At 65.2% G+C, this 18,068-nt stretch carries 18 protein-coding genes; 6 read left to right on the forward strand and 12 right to left on the reverse strand.

The annotated features are described in order from the left end of the window. Nucleotides 1-658, reverse strand: a 658-nt coding sequence (locus WB785_RS19935) for an MBL fold metallo-hydrolase (RefSeq protein WP_424081071.1), incomplete at its 3' end; no start/stop codon positions are given. Between the two features lie 147 nt (nucleotides 659-805). After that, on the reverse strand, nucleotides 806-1,054 hold the full coding sequence (locus WB785_RS19940; RefSeq protein WP_424081073.1) for a hypothetical protein: 249 nt from the start codon (nucleotides 1,052-1,054) through the stop codon (nucleotides 806-808). Between WB785_RS19940 and WB785_RS19945 the strand changes: the two genes are divergently transcribed. Together WB785_RS19945 and WB785_RS19950 are read left to right on the forward strand one after the other, a co-directional pair. Next, nucleotides 1,044-1,535 (forward strand): DUF5666 domain-containing protein, encoded by a 492-nt coding sequence (locus WB785_RS19945; RefSeq protein WP_424081074.1) that lies wholly within the window; start codon nucleotides 1,044-1,046, stop codon nucleotides 1,533-1,535. The two genes, WB785_RS19940 and WB785_RS19945, sit on opposite strands and share 11 nt — an antisense overlap. A gap of 157 nt (nucleotides 1,536-1,692) precedes the next feature. Continuing rightward, nucleotides 1,693-3,522, forward strand: coding sequence for an acyl-CoA dehydrogenase (locus WB785_RS19950; protein WP_424081076.1), 1,830 nt, complete (start codon nucleotides 1,693-1,695; stop codon nucleotides 3,520-3,522). 12 nt (nucleotides 3,523-3,534) lie between these two features. Here WB785_RS19950 and WB785_RS19955 read toward each other — a convergent pair whose 3' ends face one another. Next, nucleotides 3,535-4,683, reverse strand: coding sequence for an acyl-CoA dehydrogenase family protein (locus WB785_RS19955; RefSeq protein WP_424081077.1), 1,149 nt, complete (start codon nucleotides 4,681-4,683; stop codon nucleotides 3,535-3,537). Further along, nucleotides 4,680-6,173 carry a carotenoid oxygenase family protein gene (locus tag WB785_RS19960; protein WP_424081079.1) on the reverse strand — a complete coding sequence of 498 codons (1,494 nt, stop codon included), beginning with the start codon at nucleotides 6,171-6,173 and terminating at the stop codon, nucleotides 4,680-4,682. The genes WB785_RS19955 and WB785_RS19960 overlap by 4 nt, the downstream gene beginning before the upstream one ends. A 29-nt stretch (nucleotides 6,174-6,202) precedes the next feature. Between WB785_RS19960 and WB785_RS19965 the strand changes: the two genes are divergently transcribed. Beyond that, nucleotides 6,203-6,934 carry a FadR/GntR family transcriptional regulator gene (locus WB785_RS19965; RefSeq protein ID WP_424081101.1) on the forward strand — a complete coding sequence of 244 codons (732 nt, stop codon included), beginning with the start codon at nucleotides 6,203-6,205 and terminating at the stop codon, nucleotides 6,932-6,934. A 7-nt stretch (nucleotides 6,935-6,941) separates the two neighbouring features. Here the strand turns inward: WB785_RS19965 and zwf are convergent, their stop codons facing one another. The 8 genes from zwf to WB785_RS20005 form a co-directional block, all read right to left on the reverse strand. Next, complete coding sequence (zwf, locus tag WB785_RS19970) at nucleotides 6,942-8,342, reverse strand: glucose-6-phosphate dehydrogenase (RefSeq protein WP_424081103.1); 1,401 nt, start codon at nucleotides 8,340-8,342, stop codon at nucleotides 6,942-6,944. 104 nt (nucleotides 8,343-8,446) lie between these two features. After that, nucleotides 8,447-8,794 (reverse strand): metal-sulfur cluster assembly factor, encoded by a 348-nt coding sequence (locus WB785_RS19975; protein WP_424081081.1) that lies wholly within the window; start codon nucleotides 8,792-8,794, stop codon nucleotides 8,447-8,449. Continuing rightward, nucleotides 8,769-9,245, reverse strand: coding sequence for a Fe-S cluster assembly sulfur transfer protein SufU (gene sufU / locus WB785_RS19980; RefSeq protein WP_424081083.1), 477 nt, complete (start codon nucleotides 9,243-9,245; stop codon nucleotides 8,769-8,771). Before sufU ends, WB785_RS19975 begins: the two co-directional genes overlap by 26 nt. Nucleotides 9,246-9,251: 6 nt before the next feature. Further along, complete coding sequence (locus tag WB785_RS19985; RefSeq protein WP_424081085.1) at nucleotides 9,252-10,505, reverse strand: cysteine desulfurase; 1,254 nt, start codon at nucleotides 10,503-10,505, stop codon at nucleotides 9,252-9,254. Nucleotides 10,506-10,518: 13 nt separating this feature from the next. Next, nucleotides 10,519-11,292 (reverse strand): Fe-S cluster assembly ATPase SufC, encoded by a 774-nt coding sequence (gene sufC / locus WB785_RS19990; RefSeq protein ID WP_424081087.1) that lies wholly within the window; start codon nucleotides 11,290-11,292, stop codon nucleotides 10,519-10,521. Continuing rightward, nucleotides 11,292-12,479: a Fe-S cluster assembly protein SufD gene (gene sufD, locus WB785_RS19995; protein ID WP_424081089.1), complete on the reverse strand. Its 1,188-nt coding sequence runs from the start codon at nucleotides 12,477-12,479 to the stop codon at nucleotides 11,292-11,294. The genes sufC and sufD overlap by 1 nt, the downstream gene beginning before the upstream one ends. Beyond that, the gene (sufB, locus tag WB785_RS20000) at nucleotides 12,479-13,924 is read right to left on the reverse strand and encodes a Fe-S cluster assembly protein SufB (RefSeq protein WP_424081091.1); all 1,446 of its coding nucleotides are present in this window, start codon (nucleotides 13,922-13,924) and stop codon (nucleotides 12,479-12,481) included. The genes sufD and sufB overlap by 1 nt, the downstream gene beginning before the upstream one ends. After that, entirely contained in the window at nucleotides 13,921-14,679 is a 759-nt protein-coding gene (locus tag WB785_RS20005; protein ID WP_424081093.1) for a helix-turn-helix transcriptional regulator, read from the reverse strand. Before WB785_RS20005 ends, sufB begins: the two co-directional genes overlap by 4 nt. 80 nt (nucleotides 14,680-14,759) lie before the next feature. Here WB785_RS20005 and mptB point away from each other — a divergent pair, with 80 nt between their 5' ends. From mptB to WB785_RS20020, 3 genes are all read left to right on the forward strand, one after another. Next, nucleotides 14,760-16,466 (forward strand): polyprenol phosphomannose-dependent alpha 1,6 mannosyltransferase MptB, encoded by a 1,707-nt coding sequence (mptB, locus tag WB785_RS20010; RefSeq protein WP_424081095.1) that lies wholly within the window; start codon nucleotides 14,760-14,762, stop codon nucleotides 16,464-16,466. After that, nucleotides 16,463-17,407, forward strand: a complete 945-nt coding sequence (locus WB785_RS20015; protein ID WP_424081097.1) for an ABC transporter ATP-binding protein — start codon at nucleotides 16,463-16,465, stop codon at nucleotides 17,405-17,407. The genes mptB and WB785_RS20015 overlap by 4 nt, the downstream gene beginning before the upstream one ends. Next, the coding region (locus WB785_RS20020; protein WP_424081099.1) for an ABC transporter permease at nucleotides 17,404-18,068 on the forward strand (665 nt) is incomplete at its 3' end. The genes WB785_RS20015 and WB785_RS20020, both read left to right, overlap by 4 nt.

Raw genomic sequence — 18,068 nt, forward strand, 5'->3', positions numbered from 1 at the left:
CGACGGCAGCGGATAGCGGAAGGCGGTTCGGGTAGCTGCGCAGGAACGCGACCGTGCGCCGGTCCGGGTTGGGAAAGATGGTGTCGCCGGCCAGCAGCACGCCGCGCCCGCCGGCACCGTCGGCCCAACAGGCGACCGCGCTGCCGGGAAAATGTCCCCCCACCCGGACCACGGATAACGAAGGGGTCAGCTGCAAAGCATCCGACCACTGCTCGATCACCGGGTCGGGGCGCATCACCCACTCGGCATCCGCGGCGTTGACGTACACCGGGACGCCACCCAGTCGGTGGCTCCACTCGACTTGTGCGCCGTACATGTGCGGGTGGCTGGCCACAATGGCGATGACCGGTCCACGCGCTGCTACTGCGGCCACCGCGTCGTCGTCGACGAAGCCGGACGGATCCCACAGCACATTGCCGGCATCGGTGCACACCAGCTTTCCCAGCTGTCCGATTCCCAACGGCGGCGAACTGCCGACCGCGACGAGTCCGTCCTCGATGACCGAGACGTGCGACCGCATCCCGTCGGCAACCAGCTGCTCCAGCGTCGCCCATTGCTGACCCTCGGCCGGCACCCACTGCCGATCGTCGGCACAAATCGCGCACACGTTTGACGCGGTGCTGTGCTCGACTCCGCAGGTTTTGCACAACCACAACATGGGACAACCCTAGTTCGAGCGGACCTCAGCAAACGGCCGCTCACGCCTGGACTAATAATTGTGCAAGTCGGCTGCAGCGGGTACTCCGCGCGCAACGCCGCGATCGGAGAACCTGATGAGCGCCACGACGCAGCACCATCGATTGACTCAGCTCGCGATCATCGCGGTCACTGCCACCACGGTCGTGTCGCTTTCCGCATGCGGAAGTTCGGGCAACGAAAACAACGCAAAACCCAGCACGTCGGCCAGCTCAGCAAGTCCTTCGCCAACTTCGCCCAAGCCGCCGCCTGCACCACCCATGGGCCATGACGAGATCGAGGGCTTGGTCAGGTCGGTATCTGGCAACACGATCCAGCTCACCCAGCGAGACCGGAGCGGGGCGACAGTGGACTTCACCCCGCAGACGATGGTCACCGAGCTCAGCTCCGCAGCGCTGACCGACGTGAAACCCGGGAGTTGCGTCGACGTCAAGCCGGCCCCGCAAGGCGCTTCGCCCGGCGGTGCGATCACCGCAGAATCGGTGGATATCAGCCCGTCTGAAGGCGGCCGGTGCCCGCCGCCGCCGCCACCCAGCCCGGGGTCCGCAGCACCCGTGTACGGCACGGTGACGTCGGTGACCGGTGACACCATTGCGGTCGACAGCACCGATCCGACCGGCAAAACTACGCACGGCACGGTGACGGTCATCAACACGACCACCTATACCAAGCACGCGGTTACCGACGCGCAAGCAATTCAGAACGGTAAGTGCATGGCAGCGCAGGGAACCAAGGACGGCGCTGTGCTGCACGCACAAACCATCGACCTCGAACCGTGTCCACCGATGGGCCGCCCGCACCACCACTTCCACATCCCGTGGCCGCACCATCGCCGTTAATCGCATGCGTATCGCGGTAATCCGCTGACCTCGCACCCTACGGTTCCGTCAGCGTAAGTTACGGTTCCGTCGGCGTAGGTTACGGTTGCGTACCCGATCTCCCCTCGGACACACTGCGTCCAAGTTCACCGGGGCGTTGACGAGGAGGCGTAAACCGTTGGGGCACTACATCGCTAACCTTCGCGACATTGAGTTCAACCTGTTCGAGGTATTCGGCATCGACAAGGTTCTCGGCTCAGGGCGCTATCGCGAGCTCGACGTCGAAACAGTCCACACCATGCTCGAGGAAGTCGCCCGCCTGGCTGAGGGTCCGGTCGCCGAATCCTTCGCCGCCGCCGACCGCAATCCACCGGTTTTCGAGCCGGACCGGCACACCATGTCCGTGCCGTCCGAGTTGGCCAAGTCGGTGCAGGCGGTCAAGGACGCCGAGTGGTGGCGCATCGGTCTGGCCGAAGAGATCGGCGGCGTGTCCGCACCAAGCCCGGTGACGTGGGCGATCAACGAGATGCTGCACTGCGCTAATCCGGCTGCGGCCTTCTTCTACAGCATGGGCCCGGCGATGGCCAACGCCCTTTATGTGGAGGGCACCGAAGAGCAGAAGCGGTGGGCAACGATGGGCCTGGAGCGCGGGTGGGCGGCCACGATGGTGCTCACCGAGGCGGACGCCGGCTCCGACGTCGGGGCGGGAAGAACCAAAGCGATCGCACAACCCGACGGCAGCTGGCACATCGAGGGCGTCAAGCGATTCATCTCCGGCGGCGATGTCGGCGACACCGCCGAAAACATCTTCCATCTCGTGCTGGCCCGCCCCGAGGGTGCCGGTCCGGGCACCAAAGGTCTGAGCCTGTTCTACGTTCCCAAGTACCTGTTCGACCCGGAGACCTTCGAACTTGGCTCCCGCAACGGGGTTTTCGCCACCGGACTGGAACACAAGATGGGCCTGAAGGCATCCCCGACTTGCGAATTGACCTTCGGCGCCCACGGGGTGCCCGCCGTCGGCTACCTGGTCGGCGACGTGCACCACGGAATCGCGCAGATGTTCACCGTCATCGAGAACGCACGCATGTCGGTCGGCGTCAAGGCCGCCGGGACGTTGTCCACCGGATATCTCAACGCGCTGGCATACGCCAAAGTCCGGGTGCAGGGCGCGGATCTGACTCAGATGACCGACAAGGCCGCGCCGCGGGTCACGATCATGCAGCATCCGGATGTGCGCCGCAGCCTGATCACGCAGAAGGCCTACGCCGAAGGATTGCGCGCGCTGTACATGTATGCCGCGGCGCATCAGGACGACGCTGTTGCACAACAGGTTTCAGGAGCAGACGCTGAGATGGCGCACCGCGTCAACGATCTTCTGCTCCCAGTGGTGAAGGGTGTGAGCTCCGAACGGGCCTACGAAATCCTGACCGAGTCGCTGCAAACACTCGGAGGGTCGGGCTATTTGACCGACTACCCCATCGAGCAATACGCCCGCGATGCCAAGATCGACTCGCTCTACGAAGGCACCACGGCAATCCAGGCGCTGGATTTCTTCTTCCGTAAGATCATTCGCGACCGCGGCCAAGCCCTTGAGCACGTGGCATCGCAGATCCGTCACACCATCGATACCTGCGATGAGGCGCTCCGCCCGTCTGCCGAACTGCTGCAGACCGCGCTCGACGACGTCACGGCGATGACCGCCACCCTGACCGGATACCTGATGGCCGCCCCCGAACAGCAGGAGGAGATATACAAAGTCGGTCTCGCATCGGTGCGGTTCCTGCTCGCCGTCGGCGACTTGCTCATCGGCTGGCGGCTACTGGCACAAGCCGACCTCGCGCAAGCTGCGTTGGCCACAGCGCCGGCCAGTGGCGAAGCGTTCTATCGGGGCAAGATCGCCACCGCGCGATTCTTCGTCAAGAACGTGCTGCCGAACCTCACCGCGCTGCGCGGCATCATCGAGGATATCGACGACGACATCATGGCGCTTCCCGAAGCGGCGTTCTAGAGACGCGCGCGCTCAGTACGATTTCGGCAAGCCGAGGCTGTGCTGCGCGATGTGGTTGAGGATCATCTCGCGGGTGATCGGCACGGTTTTGAACAGCCGGACAAACTCGTACATGTTGGCTAGCGCGACTTCACGGGTAAAACCACTCCCACCATGCACCTCGATCGCCTGATCCAGGCAGCGGATCGCCGCATCGGCAGACAGGAACTTGGCCATGTTGCTGGCTTCGCCGGCGTCGACTCCGGCGTCGTAACCGGCGGCAGCGTGGCGGGTCATCAGCCTGGCCGCCTCGAGCGCAATCTTGGCCTCCGCCAACGGATGCGCGATGCCTTGATGCGCGCCGATCGGCGCCTGCCACACCTGGCGTTCCCGGGCGTAGGCCACCGCCTTGTCAAGGGCGTAGCGGCTGACGCCGTTGCAGATCGCGGCGATGATCACCCGCTCGGGATTCATGCCGTCAAACGCGACACGCAGCCCGTTGCCTTCGCCGCCGACCAACCGATCCGCCGGGACCGCGACGTTGTCGAAGAACACGGTGAACGATTTGTCGGTGATCTCGAACGTCATTGGGATGCGGTGCATCTCGATGCCCGGTGTGTCGCGGTCGACGAGGAACAGCGAAAGCAGTGCACGGCCTCGGGCGTCGGTGCCGGTGCGGGTGACGACAAGCAGCGCATCGGCTTGGTCGGCGGCGGTGATGAACGTTTTTTGCCCGCTGATGTAGTACTTGTCGCCGTCGCGGCGTGCGGTGGTGGCGAGTTGGTGGCTGTTGGAGCCGGCGTCGGGTTCAGTGATAGCGAACGCGATCTTCGCCGTTCCCGCCGCCATCGGCGCCAGCCATTGCTGTTTCTGCTCGTGGGTGGCGTGCCGAGACAGCAGGCTGCCGACGATCCCCGGCGAGATCATCAGCATGATCTGCGGGCAACCCGCGGCAGCGGCCTCCTCGGCGACAATGTTTATCGCGCTCAATCCCATTCCCCCGCCCCCGTATTCCTCCGGCAGGTTCACTCCGACGAAACCACCCGCGGCCAGTGCGTCCCACAGCTCGGTGGGATGTTGCAGGGTTTCGCTACACCGGGTGAAGTATTCGTTGCCGAAGCCGGCGACGATGCCGTGCACTGAAGCCCGTAGCTCGGCTTCCTCGACATCGTTGAGCATCACCGGAAGTCCATCCAATGCCCATGCGGGGTGAAGCCGAGGATGAAGGGAATCTCGATGCGACATATCGGTCCCGCGGTGACGTCGTCGGTATCGAAAATGATGTATTCACCCAGGTTTTCGGTCCACCGCGACACCGGGACCATCAGGTAGCCGTCACCTTCAGGCGCATCGGCGGTGCGCGGCACGAATGTCGGCTCCATCACCAGCGCCGGGCGCTCATGCCGCAGTCGGTACTGCTGCTCGGTTCCGGTGGTGCGGTCGCGCACGACCAGGCTGTGCATCCGCATCCCGTTGCCTTTGGCGTCCCCGCCGATCAGATATCCCCAGCGGTGTCCGCGGCCGTAGAAGCGTTCGTCGACCTTGGGCAGCTCGCACGGCCGATCGTCGAGCAGTTCGGATTTCGCGCCGCCGCCGGCCAGGTCAACCGTCCAGCGTCCCAGTGTGCTGCGCGCCAGGTTGAAGAACAGCGCGACGTCGTCGCCCTGAAACCCGTCGATGTCCAACGGGAACGGCGGGCGCTCGAAGATCGGGGCTTCCAACGTCAGGGTGTCGCCATCGACGTCGGCGGCCAACGTGTGCATTACATACTGTGGCTCGATCTCCACTGTGATCCAACGAATTTCGCCGTGTTCGACGTCGTCGCGCGGCACCAGCGCCAGCATGATCGGTAGCTCCGGATGCCAGCCTTGCACTGACTGTCCGTGCTCAATCCGGTCCGGATCGAACGCGAAACCCTGAAACGGCAACACCATCCAATCCGGGGTTAGCCACATGTCATGGACTTCTGAGGAATACGGAGCATCCCAGAGCTCGCGGGAGGTCACCGCGCCGTCCGGTTGCACGACGTGGATCGTGACGTACGGCTTGTGGTTGCTGTAGGCCCAGCCGTACAGCGTGCCGCTGTCGGCATCCCATTTCGGGTGCGCGGTGAAAGCGGCATCGCCGTAGCCGGCCTTGTCGAAGATCCCGCGGGACAGCTGCGGTGACCACGGCACTACCCCCCGGGTGTCCAGGGTGATCGGATCCAGCGCCACCGGAGGGCTGCCCTGCTCTCCCGACGCCAGGATCTCACCGGCAAACGGGAAGCAGTTGATGTTGTTGGTGCCCTGCGGAATTCCGCGGGTGAATTCGTCGCGTACAGCGGCACCAAAGCCGATGTTGCGCCAGTCTGTCCACTCACCGTCAGACCAGCAGAACATGCCGCGCTGATGTTTGTCTTCCAGTTGGTATTTGGGCGTGCGAACCCAGCGATTGCGAAAATCGGCGCGGCCGTTGTCGAACGTGAGGCCTTGGACCATGCCGTCCATCGCCAGCAGGCCGTTGGCGCCCTGTCGGGTCGGCCGTTTGAACGTCGGGCCGACTCGGTAGAACCCGCCGGCCAGTTCCTTCGGGACTTCGCCGAAGCTGGTCACGCAATCCTCGACGGTCGCCTCGAACCGCATCGGCCGGAACGCGCCGGTGAGCACTGCGGCATTCGGGACATTTGTCATGACAACTTAGTATACTAAGTGCCGTGACAATGACAAGACCCTCCCGTGCCCCCGACGCGGTGGCCGCTGCGCTGCGCCGGCGAATTCTGTCCGGCGAACTCGTGCCGGGCGATTCGCTGCCCACCGAAGGACAGCTGGTCAATCAACTCGGCGTCAGCCGGGAAACGGTGCGCATGGCGCTGCGGCTGCTGGCCGCCGAGGGACTCACCGCCACCAGCCAGGGACGCAGCGGGGTCCGCATCCGTCATCCCGAGCCCGAACGGACTGCTCATTCACTGGTGCAGTTATTCACCCTCACAAAAGCCACCTGGGGCGACCTGCTGGAGTTCCGGAAAATGCTCGAACCCGCCGCGGCAGCCCACGTCGCCGAGCACGCCACCGCTCAACAACGCGAGCGCATCGCGGTGGTCGCCGAGCACGGCATCGCACCCGACGGCACCGGCTACCACGAATTTCACGAGCTGCTGGTGCAGGCCAGCGGAAACCCGCTTCTCACTACGGTTTTGGCGGCGGTCGAACAGGCGGTGCGCTGGGCCGCCGCCGAGCAGGACATCACTCAATATGACCGCGACGAAGCAGCCAAATCACATCGCGCGATCGCCGCGGCGATCACCGCTAAAGACCCGCAGAAGGCCGAACGCCGGATGCGCCAGCACCTGGATGCCGCGCTGCGCCACGTCGAGACGTCGGGATTGCGTGGGGCGCCGATGATTCCGCCATCACGCTGGAGCGGCGATAACACCGACCTGCCCTGGCGTTGAGGAGCTCTCAGTTCTTGCTGCGCCAGCCACGTTCGAACGGCAGCCGCCACGCACGCGGGGCAATCAGCGGGTGGACCGCGTTGGGACCCCATGAATCGAGGTCGTAGCTATGTGCCAGTGGCGGGTCTTCGAGCAGCGGGGCCGAGACCTCCCAGAGCCGCTCAATACCCTCAGCGGAGTTGTACAACGTCCGGTCGCCGCGCATCGCATCGAGAATCAACCGCTCGTATGCCTCCAGGACGTCGCCCGCGTGCCCGGTTTCTTCCATGGTGAACTGCAGGCTGAGCTTGTCCAGCTTCATCCCCGGGCCGGGCCGCTTGCCGTAGAACGACAGGGACATCTTGGACACATCGGCCAGATCGAACGTCAGGTGATCCGGACCTTTCTTTCCGACGCCGGAGCCGGCCGGGAACATGCTGCGCGGCGGCTCGTGAAACGCGATCGAGATGATGCGCTGTCCCTCAGCGAGGCCCTTGCCGGTGCGCAGAAAGAACGGGACGCCCGCCCAACGCCAATTGTCGATCTCGCATTCGAGCGCGACGAACGTTTCGGTGTCCGATTCGGCCGATACCCCAGGCTCGTCGCGGTAACCCCGGTATTGCCCGCGCACCACCTTGTTGGGATCAAGCGGGCGCATCGAGCGGAAAACCTTGTTCTTCTCCTCGCTGATCGCCTCTGAAACAAGCTCGGTGGGCGGCTCCATCGCGACGAACGCCAGAATCTGGAATAAGTGGGTGACCACCATGTCCTTGAACGCCCCCACCGATTCGTAGAACTGGGCGCGGCCCTCCAGCGTGAGCCGCTCCGGCACGTCGATCTGGATGTGGTCGATGAAGTTTCGATTCCAGATCGGCTCGAACAATCCGTTCGCGAATCGGAATGCGAGGATATTCTGCGCGGCCTCCTTACCCAGGAAGTGATCGATCCGGAAGATCTGTTCTTCTTCGAATATCTCGTGAATCGCCTTGTTCAACTCTCGTGCGCTGCCCAGATCGATGCCGAAAGGCTTTTCCATGATGACCCGAGAGTTCTGGACCAAGTCCAGCTTGCTCACCGTCTCCATGACCTTCATCACCGCCGCAGGCGGCACACTCAGGTAGTGCAGCAGACGGGCATCACCACCGAGTTCGTCGATCTGCTCTCTGACCGCGCTACCTAGCTCCTCCGGACCGCCATGCAGGGAAACGTAATTCAAGTTGGCGGAGAACTGATCCAAAAGTTCGTCGTCAACGTCGTGGTTGGAGAATTCGTGGCAAGCCTTAAGCACCAGCTTGCGAAAGTCCGCGGTGTCCAGCTCATCGAGCGACGTGCCAATAATGCGCATCTCGGGCGCCAAGTTGGAACAGGACAGGTGAAAGAGGCCGGGCAGCAACTTCCGGCGCGCCAAATCGCCTGTGGCGCCGAACATTACGATGACATGCGGCTCCGCACCGGTGCCCTTCTCGTTGGCCCCGCGGGCTATGGCGTCGCTCACAATGATGAGGTTACCCAGCCCCAGTGCAACTTCAACCCTTAGACGGTGAAACCGAGGGCGCGCAGTTGATCGCGGCCGTCGTCGGTGATCTTGTCCGGGCCCCACGGCGGGTTCCACACCCAGTTGATCCGCAGTTCGTCCACCAGACCGGCGCCGACCAGCGCGCTACGCGACTGGTCTTCGATGACGTCGGTCAGCGGGCAGGCCGGCGACGTCAACGTCATGTCGATCAGCGCGATGGTCCCTTCGTCGCCCTCTTCCAAGTTCAGGCCGTAGACCAGTCCGAGGTCGACCACGTTGATGCCCAGTTCGGGGTCGACGACGTCGTGCATGGCCTCCTCGACGTCGGCGAGCAGCTCGTTATCCGGTGCGGCGGTTTCGCTCATCCTTGACCTCCTCCGCGCTGGCCTGGGCCAGCGCATCTTTAAACGCCATCCAGCCCAACAGCGCACATTTGACCCGGGCGGGATATTTGGCGACGCCCGCGAACGCGATACCGTCGCCGAGTACATCCTCGTCGCCGGCGACGGTGCCCCGCGAAGCCACCATCTCGGTGAACGCGGTGACGGTCTTGATCGCTTCGCCCACCGTTTGCCCAATCACCTGCTCGGTGAGCACCGAGGTGGCCGCTTGGCTGATCGAGCAGCCCTGCCCGTCGTAGGAGACATCGGCGATCTGCTCACCGTCTTCTGACAGCGCGACCCGCAGCGTGACCTCGTCGCCGCACACCGGGTTGAGGTGGTGCACCTGCGCGCCGAACGGCTCGCGCAGCCCGCGGTGCTGCGGATGCTTGTAGTGATCGAGGATCACGTCTTGGTAGATCTGTTCCAGGCGCACGGCGGCTCACGCCTCGCCGAAGAAGTCGAGGGCATGCTGCACGCCGGCCACCAGCCGATCGACCTCCTCCTGGGTGTTGTAAAGCGCGAACGATGCGCGCGCGGTGGCGGCCAGACCAAACCGGCGGTGCAACGGCAATGCGCAGTGGTGTCCGACTCGCACAGCGATCCCGTCGTCGTCGAGGACCTGGCCAACGTCGTGGGCATGCACGCCGTCGACGACAAAGGACACCGGTGATCCGCGGTGCTCCATCGATGTCGGTCCGATGATCCGCACGCCGTCGATGCCGGACAGTCCCTCGATCGCGGCGGCGGTCAGCTGATGTTCGTGATTTGCCACCGCGTCCATACCGATTGCGCCGAGGTAGCGTACGGCCGCAGCCAGTCCGACCACTTGAGAGGTCATCGGAGTGCCGGCCTCAAACCGCTGCGGCGGAGCCGCATAGGTGGACGTTTCCATGGCGACGTTCTCGATCATCGATCCGCCGGTAAGAAACGGCGGCATCGCGGCGAGCAGCTCGCGACGCCCGTACAGCACACCGATTCCGTTGGGGCCCAGCATCTTATGCCCGGAAAACGCTGCAAAATCCACGTCGAGGGCATGGAAGTTCACGGGCTCGTGCGGCACCGACTGGCACGCGTCCAGCACGGTCAACGCGCCCACGGCGCGCGCTTGGGCTACCAGCTCGGCGACCGGGGCTAGCGCTCCGGTGACGTTCGAATGATGGCTGAACGCAACGACTTTGACATGGTCATCGAGCCTTAGCGAGTCCAGATCGATACGCCCATCGCCGGAGACGCCATACCAGCGCAGCGTCGCGCCGGTGCGCCGGGCCAGTTCCTGCCACGGGACGAGGTTGGCGTGGTGCTCAAGCTCGGTAATGACGATGACGTCCCCGGGCCCGACGGCATGCTCGAAGCGGTTGTCGCCGAACACGTAGGACACCAGGTTGAGCGCCTCGGTCGCGTTCTTGGTGAACACCAGCTCCTCGGCGTGCGCGCCGACAAAAGCTGCGATGTCCGTGCGCCCCTGCTCGTAGGCGTCCGTGGCCTCCTCCATCAGCTGGTGTGCTCCGCGGTGCACTCCGCCGTTGGATGTCAACAGGAATTCGCGTTCGGCGTCGAGAACTTGCACCGGTCGCTGCGAGGTTGCGCCGGAATCTAAGTACGCCAACTGATTTCCGCCCCGCATCACCCGCTTGAGGATCGGAAAGTCGGCGCGGATCGCGTCGACGTCCAGTGGGGTGACGGAAGTGCTCACGGGTCAGGCTCCCCTAAACCTTCTCAGCCGCCGTTTGGGTGAAGCGGACGTAGCCGTTTTCTTCGAGTTCGTCGGCCAGTTCCGGTCCTCCCGATTCGATGATCCGGCCGCCGACGAACACGTGCACGAATTCGGGATGGATGTACCGCAGGATCCGGGTGTAGTGCGTGATCAGCAGGATCCCGCCGTGCTGCGATTCGGCGTAGCGGTTGACGCCCTCGCTGACCACGCGCAGCGCGTCGACATCCAGGCCGGAGTCGGTCTCGTCGAGAATCGCGATCTTGGGCTTCAATAGACCCAGCTGCAGGATCTCGTGGCGCTTCTTCTCGCCGCCGGAAAAGCCTTCGTTGACACTGCGTTCGCCGAAGGCCTGGTCGATGTCAAGCTCCTCCATCGCGGCCTTGACTTCTTTGACCCAGTGCCGCAGTTTGGGCGCCTCACCGCGCACGGCGGTCGCGGCCGAGCGCAGGAAGTTCGACATCGACACGCCCGGCACCTCAACGGGATACTGCATGGCCAAAAACAGGCCGGCGCGAGCCCGCTCGTCGACGCTCATGTCCAGAACATTCTGGCCGTCGAGCGTGATCGAGCCCGACGTTACGCGGTACTTCGGGTGTCCGGCGATGGCGTAGGACAGGGTGGATTTGCCAGATCCGTTGGGCCCCATCACCGCATGCGTCTCGCCGGAACTCACGGTCAAGTTCACACCGTTGAGAATGGCGATCTCGCCGCCGTCCGTCTGGTTCTCGACGCTGACGTGTAAGTCTTTGATTTCCAAGGTGGTCATTAGGCGGTCGCTCTCGATTCCGTGATGGCCAATTCGTGCTCGATGGCTGTGGTTAAACGCTCCCGTATTTCAGGTACCGCGATTTTGGCGATGATCTCGTTGAAGAAACCACGCACCACCAGTCGGCGGGCCTGCTCTTCGGGGATACCGCGGGAACGCAGATAGAACAGTTGCTCGTCGTCGAATCGTCCGGTGGCGCTTGCGTGTCCGGCGCCGACGATCTCGCCGCTCTCGATCTCCAAGTTGGGCACCGAGTCGGCGCGCGCGCCGTCGGTGAGCACCAGGTTTCGGTTGACTTCGAAAGTGTCGGTGCCGGTGGCCTCGGCCCGGATCAACACGTCGCCCACCCAGACGGTGTGCGCGTCCGGCCGGTTCGAGTCCGGATCTCCTTGCAGCGCACCCTTGTACATTGCGTTGGATTTGCAGTCGGGTTGCGCATGGTCAACAAGTAGCCGCGACTCCAGGTGCTGGCCGTCGTCGGCGAAGTACAGACCAAGTAGCTCCGCGTCGCCGCCGGGCCCAGCGAAGCGCACCGTGGCCGACATTCGCACCACGTCGCCACCAAGCGTGACGGCTACATGGCGCAGTACCGCATCCTTGCCCAACCGGGCGTGTTGCGCGCTGACCTGTACCGCGTCGTCGGCCCAGTCTGCGATCCACACCACCGTGAGCCGGGCGGCGTCGTCGACGACGAATTCCACATTGTCGGCGTAGGTTCCGCTGCCGCGCTGATCGATGACGACAACGGCCTCGGCCAGCTCCTCTGCCCGGATCTGCAGATGTCCATAGGCCACTGAACCCTCGCCCGGACCGGTGACCACCACCTCGATCGGCTCAACGACCTGCGTGTCGCGCGCGACGGTGATCAGAGTCGCGGAGTTGAACGACGAAAATGCCTGCGCGGCAACACGATCAGTGGGCGCACCACCGTCGCCGAGCCGCTGGTCGCCGCGCCGCACGGTTTCGACACGCACGCCGGGCCGCTCGCTGACGGTAATCTGTGCGGTCCCGGTCGCGTGCGCCGAGCCGTCGTGCAGGCCACGCAACCGGCGTAGCGGGGTGAACCGCCAAAGCTCGTCGCGGCCACCGGGGACCTCGAACGCGTCGACATCGAAAGACGCGAACTGCTCGCCCTTGTTAGCAGCGGCGAGCGACGAACCCTCCACCGCTTCAGTCAATCCCGTCACTACCCGACCGCGCCTTCCATCTGCAGCTCGATCAGCCGGTTGAGCTCCAGCGCGTACTCCATCGGCAGTTCCTTGGCGATCGGCTCGACAAAGCCGCGCACCACCATCGCCATCGCCTCGTCCTCGGTCAGCCCGCGGCTCATCAGGTAGAACAGCTGGTTCTCGCTGACCTTGGACACCGTCGCCTCATGACCCATCGTCACGTCGTCCTCGCGGATGTCGACGTAGGGATAGGTGTCGCTGCGACTGATCGTATCGACCAGCAGCGCATCGCATTTCACGCTAGAGCGCGATCCGTGCGCACCCTTGTTGACCTGGACCAGACCACGATACGACGCGCGTCCACCGCCGCGGGCCACCGACTTGGACACGATGTTGCTCGACGTGTTCGGAGCCAGGTGCAGCATCTTGGCGCCGGTGTCCTGGTGCTGGCCTTCGCCGGCGAACGCGACCGACAGCACCTCACCCTTGGCATGCTCGCCGGTCATCCACACCGCCGGGTACTTCATCGTCACCTTCGACCCGATGTTGCCGTCCACCCACTCCATCGTGGCGCCGGCCTCGGCGCGGGCCCGCTTGGTCACCAGGTTGTAGACGTTGTTCGACCAGTTCTGAATTGTGGTGTAACGGCAACGGCCACCGGGCTTGACGATGATCTCGACTACCGCCGAGTGCAGCGAATCCGATTTGTAGATCGGCGCAGTGCACCCTTCGACGTAGTGCACGTAGGCACCCTCATCGACGATGATCAGCGTTCGCTCGAACTGGCCCATGTTCTCGGTGTTGATCCGGAAGTACGCCTGCAGCGGGATGTCGACATGCACGCCCGGCGGGACGTAGATGAAGCTGCCACCACTCCACACCGCGGTGTTCAGCGCCGAGAATTTGTTGTCCCCGGCCGGGATCACCGTGCCGAAGTACTGCCGGAAGATCTCCGGGTGCTCGCGCAGCGCCGTGTCGGTGTCCAGGAAGATGACGCCTTGTTGCTCAAGGTCTTCCCGGATCTGGTGGTAAACCACCTCTGACTCGTACTGCGCCGCAACGCCGGACACCAGCCGCTGCTTCTCGGCTTCCGGGATGCCCAGCTTGTCGTACGTGTTGCGGATGTCCTCCGGCAGGTCATCCCACGTCGCGGCCTGCTTCTCGGTGGACCGCACGAAGTACTTGATGTTGTCGAAGTGGATGCCCTCGAGGTTGGAACCCCACTTCGGCATCGGCTTGCGGTCGAAGATGCGCAGTGCCTTCAGCCGGGTCTCCAGCATCCACTCCGGCTCGTTCTTCTTCGCGGAGATGTCACGGACCACCGCTTCGGACAGGCCGCGCTGTGCGCTGGCGCCCGCGATGTCGGAGTCGGCCCAGCCGTAGCCGTACCGGCCCATCGAGGCGATGGCCTCTTCCTGGGACAGCGGCTCGGCCAGCTTCTGAACCTCGGGGGTGGTCGTCATGACGACGCTCCTTGCTTGCTCGTGGTGGCTTCGACGCGGGCTGGGCGTCGAACGGTTAGTGGCTTTTCAGCGGTCGTGAGCGGGACGTGGGTGGTGCAGGCGCAGTCACCGTTGACGATGGTCGCCAACCGCTGCACGTGGGTCCCGAGTACCTCGGCCATGGCCTGCTGCTCGGTTTCGCACAACTCCGGGAACTCCTCAGCGACGTGCGACACCGGGCAGTGGTGCTGACAGATTTGCACACCATTGATCGGGCCGCGCACCTGCGTGGTGGTCGCGACGTAGCCGGCCTTGCTCAGTGCCCCGGCAATCCGCTCAGCAGTGGCCTCAACATCCGAATCGACCGCCTCGACACCGGACAGGATTGCGTCGATGCGCTGCCGGGCGAAGGTGCGAACCGCGTCCTCACCGCCGATTTCGCGGAGTTGCCGCATCGCCGCCGCCGCCAGGTCGTCGTAGCTGTGGTCCAGCTTCTCGCGGCCGCCCGCGGTCAGCCGGTAGCGCTTGGCCGGTCGGCCGCGCCCTTCCTGCTGCCAGGCCGCGGCGGGAACCGACTCGGCCTCCCCTGCGTCGATCAGCGCATCCAGGTGGCGTCGCACCCCGGCGGCGGACAGGCTCAATCGGTCGCCGATCTGCCCCACCGTGATCGAGCCGGACTCCAGCAGCAACCGCACGACTGCGCTTCGGGTCTGGCCGTCGTGCGTCGAAGCTGCCGACGCAACGTCAGCGCCTTTCACGTCCGACCGGAATTTCACAACACAAGTGTGTCAAAATTCCGGCCTCGGGTCCAGTCGGGTCCAGCGAGCCTCACCGGCTGGGCGGCTACGCTGCTCTGATGGCAGCCCGCCACCACCCGCTGAGTTCATCGATTGCGCGCCTGCACGGCGACGAGGTCGCCGTAGGCCAGCCGCTCAACGACGCCGAGATGGTCGCGCTGCGTCGCACCAGAGTGTTCGGCGCCACAGGAACGGTACTGATGGGCATCGGCGCGCTGGGGGCCGGAGCTCGGCCGGTGGTCCAGGACCCCACGTTCGGGGTTCGGCTGCTCAACCTGCCGTCGCGGATCCAGACGGTGTCGCTGACGATGACCACCACCGGCGCAGTCATGATGGCGCTCGCCTGGCTGATGCTGGGCCGCTTCGCCCTGGGCCAACGGCGGATGTCTCGCGGCGATCTGGACCGCACGCTGTTGTTGTGGGTGCTGCCGCTGCTGATCGCCCCTCCGATGTACAGCAAGGACGTCTACTCGTATCTGGCGCAAAGCCAGATCTGCCGGCTGGGTCTCGACCCCTATCGGGTGGGCCCGGCGACGGGTCTGGGGCTCGACCACGTCTTCACGTCGTCGGTGCCCAGCCTGTGGCGGGAGACCCCTGCCCCCTACGGGCCGCTGTTCTTGTGGATTGGCCGCGGAATTTCGGCGTTGACCGGCGAAAACATCGTGGCCGCTGTGCTGTGCCACCGGCTGGTGGTGCTACTCGGCGTCGGCCTGATCGTGTGGGCGACGCCGCGGCTGGCCCGCCGCTGCGGGGTCGCCGAGGTCAGCGCGCTGTGGCTGGGGGCGGCCAACCCGCTGCTGATCATGCATTTGGTCGCCGGCATCCACAACGAGGCACCGATGCTCGGGCTCATGCTGGCCGGCACCGAGTTCGCGCTTCGCGGAATCGACTCCGCGCGACCGCTGGTGCCCCGGCCCTGGCCCAGCCTGCGCACCCACTGGCCGGACTGGGCGCCGCTGGGCATGCTGCTGGCCGGCGCGATCCTGATCACACTGTCCTCGCAGATAAAGCTGCCGTCGCTGCTGGCGTTGGGCTTCGTCGCAATGGCGCTCGCCTGGCGCTGGGGCGCCAACCTGCGAGCAGTCCTGTTGGCGGGCGGGCTGATGGCCGGGCTGACGCTGGCGGTGATGGCCGCGGTCGGCTGGGCGAGCGGGCTCGGCTTCGGCTGGATCTACACGCTCGGCACCGCCAACGTGGTGCGCAGCTGGATGTCGCCGCCGACGCTGATCGCGCTGGGCACCGGGCAGGTGGGGATCCTTTTGGGCCTCGGCGATCACACCACCGCTGTGCTGTCGCTGACCCGTGGCATCGGCGTGTTGATCATCGCGGTGATGGTGTGTTGGCTGCTGATGGCGGTGTTGCGTGGCCGGTTGCACCCGGTCGGCGGCCTCGGGGTCGCGCTGGGCGGGACGGTGCTGCTGTTCCCGGTGGTGCAGCCGTGGTATTTGCTGTGGGCCATCATCCCCATGGCCGCGTGGGCGACCCGGCCCGGCTTTCGGATAGCGGCGATCACCGTCACGATCGTCGTCGGGGTCTTCGGGCCGACGGCCAACGGCGACCGCTTTGCACTGTTTCAGATCATTGATGCCACGGTGGCCAGCACCGTCATCGTGGCGCTGCTGATCGCGGCGACCTACACCCGCCTGCCGTGGCGCCCGCTACCGAACGCCGAGCCAACCCCCCATACGGCCACGCCGGATGCGCTGCCCGGCGGCGAGACCCCGCAGGCCGCCCCGGTGCCCGGCGCATACGCTAAGTCCTCGTGAGCCAGGCAGTCCCAGTCCCCGTGCGGTTACGCGGGGTGTCCAAGTCGTATGGCTCAGGGACGGCCGCTACCAGGGCCGTCTCCAATCTCGACCTCGACGTCCATCCCGCCGAGGTGTTGGCGTTGCTGGGCCCGAACGGCGCCGGTAAGACCACGACGGTGGAGATGTGCGAGGGGTTCGTCCGCCCCGATGCGGGCACGATCGAGGTGCTCGGGCTGGACCCGATCACCGACAACGCCCGACTACGACCGCGCATCGGTGTGATGTTGCAGGGCGGCGGCGGCTATCCCGCGGCCCGGGCCGGCGAGATGCTGAACCTGGTGGCCTCCTACGCCGCCGACCCACTGGACCCGCAATGGCTGCTGAGCACACTCGGGCTGACCGACGCGGCGCGCACCACGTACCGACGGCTTTCCGGCGGGCAGCAGCAGCGGCTTGCGCTGGCCTGCGCGTTGGTCGGCCGACCCGAACTGGTCTTTCTCGACGAGCCAACCGCGGGCATGGACGCGCATGCCCGGCTATTGGTGTGGGAGCTGATCGACGCGCTGCGCCGCGACGGCGTGACCGTGGTGCTGACCACCCACCAACTCAAGGAGGCCGAGGAACTCGCCGACCGGCTGGTCATCATCGATCACGGGGTGACCGTCGCGGCCGGAACACCGGCGGAGCTGACCCGTAGCGGGGCCAAGGACCAGCTTCGGTTCAGCGCCCCGCCACGGCTCGACCTCTCCCTTCTGGTCTCTGCCTTGCCGGAGGCTTACCGGGCCTCCGAGGCCGCCCCTGGTGAGTATCTGGTGGAAGGCCCGGTAGACCCGCAGGTGCTGGCCACCGTGACGGCGTGGTGTGCCCAGATCGATGTGCTGGCCACCGACATGCGCGTGGAGCAGCGCAGCCTGGAAGACGTGTTCTTGGAGTTGACCGGCCGGGAGTTGCGGGCATGACCGAATCTGTATTTCCCGCAGGCATTTTCAGCCCCGACCCGCGCCCTGCCGCGGTGCGGCGGATGCTGGCCGCGCAGTTCGCGTTGGAGCTGAAGCTGCTGCTGCGCAACGGTGAACAACTGCTGCTGACCATGTTCATCCCGATCACGCTGTTGGTTGGGTTAACGCTGCTGCCGCTGGGATCCTTCGGCGCCAACCGCGCCGCCACCTTCACGCCGGTGATCATGGCGCTGGCGGTGATCTCCACGGCGTTCACCGGCCAGGCGATCGCGGTGGCGTTCGATCGCCGCTATGGCGCACTTAAACGGCTGGGCGCCACTGCCCTTCCGGTCTGGGGCATCATCGCGGGCAAATCGCTGGCAGTGGTCACCGTGGTATTCCTGCAAGCAATCATCTTGGGCGCCATCGGGTTTGCGCTTGGTTGGCGGCCGCATCCGGCGGGCCTGGCGTTGGGAGCGGTGATCATCGCGTTGGGGACCGCCGGTTTCGCCGCGCTGGGTCTGCTGCTGGGCGGCACGCTGCGCGCCGAGATCGTGCTGGCGGTGGCCAACCTATTGTGGTTCGTCTTCGCCGGGCTTGGCGCGCTGACCGTGGACACCGACCTGAACTCGGCCCCGGTCAAATGGGCCGCGCGGCTCACCCCGGCCGGGGCGCTGACCGA

Origin of the sequence: Mycobacterium sp. (assembly GCF_049585075.1) — a bacterium.
Lineage (GTDB): Bacteria > Actinomycetota > Actinomycetes > Mycobacteriales > Mycobacteriaceae > Mycobacterium.

Bases quoted from the DNA above. Each gene is read 5' to 3' on its own strand.
- WB785_RS19960 (WP_424081079.1), bottom strand. From the start codon at position 6,173: ATGACAAATGTCCCGAATGCCGCAGTGCTCACCGGCGCGTTCCGGCCG.
- WB785_RS19965 (WP_424081101.1), top strand. From the start codon at position 6,203: ATGACAAGACCCTCCCGTGCCCCCGACGCGGTGGCCGCTGCGCTGCGC.
- zwf (WP_424081103.1), bottom strand. From the start codon at position 8,342: ATGTTCGGCGCCACAGGCGATTTGGCGCGCCGGAAGTTGCTGCCCGGC.
- WB785_RS19975 (WP_424081081.1), bottom strand. From the start codon at position 8,794: ATGAGCGAAACCGCCGCACCGGATAACGAGCTGCTCGCCGACGTCGAG.
- sufC (WP_424081087.1), bottom strand. From the start codon at position 11,292: ATGACCACCTTGGAAATCAAAGACTTACACGTCAGCGTCGAGAACCAG.
- sufB (WP_424081091.1), bottom strand. From the start codon at position 13,924: ATGACGACCACCCCCGAGGTTCAGAAGCTGGCCGAGCCGCTGTCCCAG.
- mptB (WP_424081095.1), top strand. From the start codon at position 14,760: ATGGCAGCCCGCCACCACCCGCTGAGTTCATCGATTGCGCGCCTGCAC.